This is a genomic window from Isoptericola sp. NPDC060257, assembly GCF_042726645.1.
Classification (GTDB): domain Bacteria; phylum Actinomycetota; class Actinomycetes; order Actinomycetales; family Cellulomonadaceae; genus Isoptericola; species Isoptericola nanjingensis.
Map to the genome: position 1 here is coordinate 1 of NZ_JBHXAW010000344.1, position 4,018 is coordinate 4,018.

At 75.0% G+C, this 4,018-nt stretch carries 5 protein-coding genes and 1 tRNA gene; 3 read left to right on the forward strand and 3 right to left on the reverse strand.

Annotated features, from left to right (window positions below; translation table 11 throughout):
* A partial coding sequence (locus tag ACFWEK_RS19610) for a metallopeptidase family protein (protein ID WP_430555125.1) occupies positions 1–318 on the forward strand: 318 nt, incomplete at its 5' end.
* An 84-nt stretch (positions 319–402) separates the two neighbouring features.
* On the opposite strand, the gene ACFWEK_RS19615 is transcribed toward ACFWEK_RS19610, so the two are convergent.
* Entirely contained in the window at positions 403–1,638 is a 1,236-nt protein-coding gene (locus ACFWEK_RS19615) for a D-alanyl-D-alanine carboxypeptidase family protein (protein ID WP_430555126.1), read from the reverse strand.
* Positions 1,639–1,910: 272 nt separating this feature from the next.
* Between ACFWEK_RS19615 and ACFWEK_RS19620 the strand changes: the two genes are divergently transcribed.
* A complete protein-coding gene (locus tag ACFWEK_RS19620) occupies positions 1,911–2,486 on the forward strand; it encodes an antibiotic biosynthesis monooxygenase (protein ID WP_430548398.1) in 576 nt (191 codons plus the stop codon).
* A gap of 21 nt (positions 2,487–2,507) precedes the next feature.
* Here ACFWEK_RS19620 and ACFWEK_RS19625 read toward each other — a convergent pair whose 3' ends face one another.
* Entirely contained in the window at positions 2,508–3,272 is a 765-nt protein-coding gene (locus ACFWEK_RS19625) for a glycerophosphodiester phosphodiesterase (protein WP_430555127.1), read from the reverse strand.
* Between the two features lie 46 nt (positions 3,273–3,318).
* A tRNA-Lys gene (locus tag ACFWEK_RS19630) sits at positions 3,319–3,391 on the reverse strand.
* 271 nt (positions 3,392–3,662) lie between these two features.
* On the opposite strand from ACFWEK_RS19630, the gene ACFWEK_RS19635 reads away from it, so the two are divergent.
* Complete coding sequence (locus ACFWEK_RS19635) at positions 3,663–3,947, forward strand: iron-sulfur cluster biosynthesis family protein (RefSeq protein ID WP_430555128.1); 285 nt, start codon at positions 3,663–3,665, stop codon at positions 3,945–3,947.
* Positions 3,948–4,018 lie beyond the last annotated feature (71 nt).

Below are 4,018 nucleotides of genomic sequence, written 5' to 3' on the forward strand. Positions count from 1 at the left end.
GTCCGGGACGGCCTCGACCAGGTCCCGGCCGACCTGGCGGCGATGATGGACAACGTCGTCGTCCTCGTCGAGGACGACGCGCCCGCCGACGACCCCGAGCTCCTGGGGCTGTACGAGGGCGTGCCGCTCACCGAGCGCGGGCAGTTCTGGGCCGCGGGCTCGCTGCCCGACCGGATCACCGTGTACCGCAACCCGACCCTGGCCATCTGCGACTCGCGCGACGACGTCGTCGAGGAGGTCGCCATCACCGTGGTGCACGAGATCGCCCACCACTTCGGGATCGACGACGAGCGGCTGCACGAGCTCGGCTGGGCCTGAGCCGCTCTCCCGGCCGACGACGACGGACCTGTGACGCGCGGGGCGTCACAGGTCCGTCGGGGTCGTGCTGCGGGGCGTCGAGCCTCAGGACGGGCGGTACTCCCAGTGCCACGCCTCCGGCTTGCGGCCGTCCGCCTGCGCCCAGGCGGGGTTGCGCCACCCGAACTTCGCGGCGTTCGCGGCCAGCCACCGGTGCTGGGCGCTCGAGCGTTCCTCGACGCCGCCGTTGATGTCGACGGCGATGCCCCAGCCGTGGTCGGAGTAGCCGGGCACGGCCGCGAGGTAGCCGCGGCTCGCCTTGACGGACACCTGCGACTCGTAGGAGCGGTAGGAGTCGCGGATCTGCAGGTGCTCGCCGAAGCGCGCCTGGTAGGCGGCGTCGAGGCGCTCGAGCTGCTCGGCCGCGTCGCGACGCAGGGACTCGCCCGACGCGAAGGACAGGCCCTCGAGGTCGGCGGACGCGAGGCGACCGTTCTCATACCCCTCGGTGTCGTCCGCGAACTTTTTGAGGGAGGGGGCGGCCTTGCGGGCCGCCGCGGCCTGCGCGTGGAGGATCTCGGCCGGCGTCGCGGGGGCGGGCGTGATGCTGATCGCCGTCGTGTCGGCCTTCTCGATCAGGGTGGTGAGGTCCTCGGTCGCCTCGGCGACGTCGGCCGCGTCCTGGCCGCGGACGTCGAGCGCGGTGCGCTCGCCGGCGCGCGACGCAGTCTCCGCGCCGGAGCGGTCGGTCACGACGTCGCGCAGGTGCGCCGCGCTCTTCGCGACGGCCTTGCGCTGCTTGGCCGGGACCCCGAGCGTCTCGGTCGTCATCCGGTCGGCGCGGGCCAGGGCGTCCTGGGCGGCGGTGAGCGCCTCGTCGCCGGACGGGGCGGCGCTCCTTGCGGCGCCCTTCGACGACGCCTGCTCGGTGTCGGCCTTCGCCGCGCCCGTGCTCGCGGTGTCCGAGCCGACGGCGCCCGACGTCGCGCCCGCGGCGCCGGACAGCGTGGGCCGCACGATCGCCGTCGTGGCCGAGGCGGTGGGGGAGACGGTGCCGAACGTACCGGTCTCGATGGTGCCCACCGAGGACGAACCCGCGTCGGTCGACGCGGCGGTGCGCGTCTCCCCGGACGCGGTGGAGTTGCCGGTGAGCACCACCCCGGTCGTCAGCGCCATCACGGTGAGCGCGACGGGGACGCCGGCGCGCACGGTGCGGCGCCCGAGGCGCGGCGTGGTGGGACGGGCGGCGGGCGCGTCGGCGTGGACGTCCGCGCGGCGCTGCCGGGTCGGGTGGTGGATGTCGCGGCGCCGGGGCAGCGGCGCAGGGGCGTGCTCGGTCACGGGGGGAAGTCCTCGGGGTAGGGAAGGCGGGGAGCTCGAACCTCTCGGGAGCTCGCACCGGTCGGAAGCTCATTCCATCTTCAACCGTTTCGACGGGTGCTCCGGGCCAGCGAGGCGACCAGACGACACGAATCCCGTGCGGGGCGTAGGGACGAGATGTGAAGACCGGGACATCCCGGCGATCCTCGGAGCGCGCCCGGATCGTGGGACGCGTCGTCCCGCCGGGACGGGGGCGAGGGGCGCGACGCCGGGCCGCGCCCCAGGATGCTCGGATGACTTCCGCCCCCGTGACCGTCGCGGTCCACCGTGCCGTGAGCCCCGACCGCGTTCCCGAGGTCACCGCCTGGGTGCAGTCCGGCGTCCGGCTCGCGAACCGCTGGGACGGCTTCCTCGGCTCCGGCTGGATCCGCGCCTCCGAGGGCGCCACGGACTGGATCATGCTCTACCGCTTCGCCGACGCGGCCCGACTCGAGGCCTGGGAGGAGTCGCCCGAGCGCCGGCGCTGGCTCGCCGCCGGGGAGGGGCTCGTCGAGGAGCGGCGGGTGGAGAGGCGCACCGGCATCGAGGGCTGGTTCGACCCGCCGGTGCGGCAGGACGAGCCGACCGGGCCGCCGCTGCTGGCCGCGCCGCCGCGGTGGAAGCAGTCCGTGGCCATCTGGCTCGGCTTCTTCCCCGTGAACCTCGCGTTCACCGTGCTGGTGGGGTGGCTCGTGCCGCCCTTCGCGGAGCTGCACGTGCTGCTGCGGGTGCTCGTCTCGACGCTGGTGCTCACGCCGATCATGTCGTTCTGGGTGCTGCCCTGGGTGACGGGGCGCCTCTCGGGCTGGCTGCACGCGCCGCGGCGCTGAGCCGCCGGGCGCCCGGCCCGGTCAGCCCTGGGCGGGCGACGCCCTCGACTCGAGCCAGTCGCGCAGGGCCGCCGGACGGTCGGTGATGATGCCGTCCACGCCCGCGTCGACGAGCGTGCGCCACGCGGGCTCGTCGTTCGCCGTCCAGCCGAAGACCCGCAGCCCCGCGGCGTGCGCCGTCGGGACGAGGTCCGGGTCGCCGGCGACCAGCGCCACCCCGGGGCTGACGGCGGCCGCGCCGAGCGCGGCGAGGAGGGCGGGCAGGCCCTCGCGCGGGTGCTCCACCAGCAGGGAGCGCGGCACCTGCGGCGCGACGTCGCGCAGGGCCGCGACCGTCTCCGGGTCGAACCCCTGCACGATGAGCCGGCCGTCCAGTCCCGGGTCGTCGAGCACGCGCATCGTCACCGCGACGTCGTCGGCGCTCCAGCGGCCCTTGTACTCGCACAGGACGCCGAGGCCCGGGTGTCGTGCGACGACGTCCAGCACCTCCGCCAGCGTGGGGATGCGCTGCCCGGCGAACTCCGGGCCGAACCACGAGCCGGCGTCGAGGACCTGCAGCTCGTCCCTGGTGCGGCTCCGCACCTCGCCCGTCCCGTCCGTCGTGGCGTCGACCGTCCCGTCGTGGATGACCACCGGGACGCCGTCGGCGCTGAGGTGGACGTCGATCTCGACCATCGCGGCGCCCACCTCCCCGGCGAGGTCGATCGCGGCCAGCGTGTTCTGCGGGGCGTCGGCGGACGCGCCGCGGTGGGCGACGACGGCGGGAACCTGGACGCGGACGGGCACGGAGCTCCTTCGGACGACGACGGCCTGCGACGGTGTCGTGCAGGAGTGGGCCCCGTGGGGATCGAACCCACAACCCGCGGATTAAAAGTCCGCTGCTCTGCCAGTTGAGCTAGAGGCCCGCCGCCGTCCGCCCGGAGGTCGGTCGCCGGCTGCGGACAGCGTACGCGGGGCTGCGGGCGGCCCGTGCGCACCGGGTCCCGGCCACGCCCGTGACGCCGCCCGCAAGGTCACGATCCGGTCACGGAGGGCAACCTATCGACGCGACGGGACGGCTGTCACGCGGGGTCTCACCCACCGGGAGATCTCGTCCCGATCGCGTCTCATCGTTGCGTCGGGCCCCAGGTCCTGTTTCGGTGGACGGGTTCGCAAGGACCGACGAGAGGAGCGTCCATGCTCACCGTGACCGACAACGCCCGTACCGCCGTCCAGGACCTCGCCCAGCAGGCGGGGGTGCCCGACGAGGGCGGGCTGCGGATCGCGCAGTCCGCCGGCCAGCCTGGCAACTTCGAGCTCGCGCTCGTCCCGGCGCCCCAGCCCGACGACCAGGTCGTCGACGAGGAGGGAGCCACGCACGTGTTCGTCGAGGCGCAGGCCGCGCCGGCCCTCGACACCCTGACCCTCGACACCGACCCTGCCGCGCAGGGTCCGGGGTTCGTGCACACGCCGCCGGGGTGACGTCCGGGCGGGGACGCGCCGCGTCCTGAGGGCGCACCGCCCCCGCCTGACCGGTCCTCCGACGGCCGGGC

Bases quoted from the DNA above. Each gene is read 5' to 3' on its own strand.
- ACFWEK_RS19620 (WP_430548398.1), top strand. From the start codon at position 1,911: ATGACTTCCGCCCCCGTGACCGTCGCGGTCCACCGTGCCGTGAGCCCC.
- ACFWEK_RS19635 (WP_430555128.1), top strand. From the start codon at position 3,663: ATGCTCACCGTGACCGACAACGCCCGTACCGCCGTCCAGGACCTCGCC.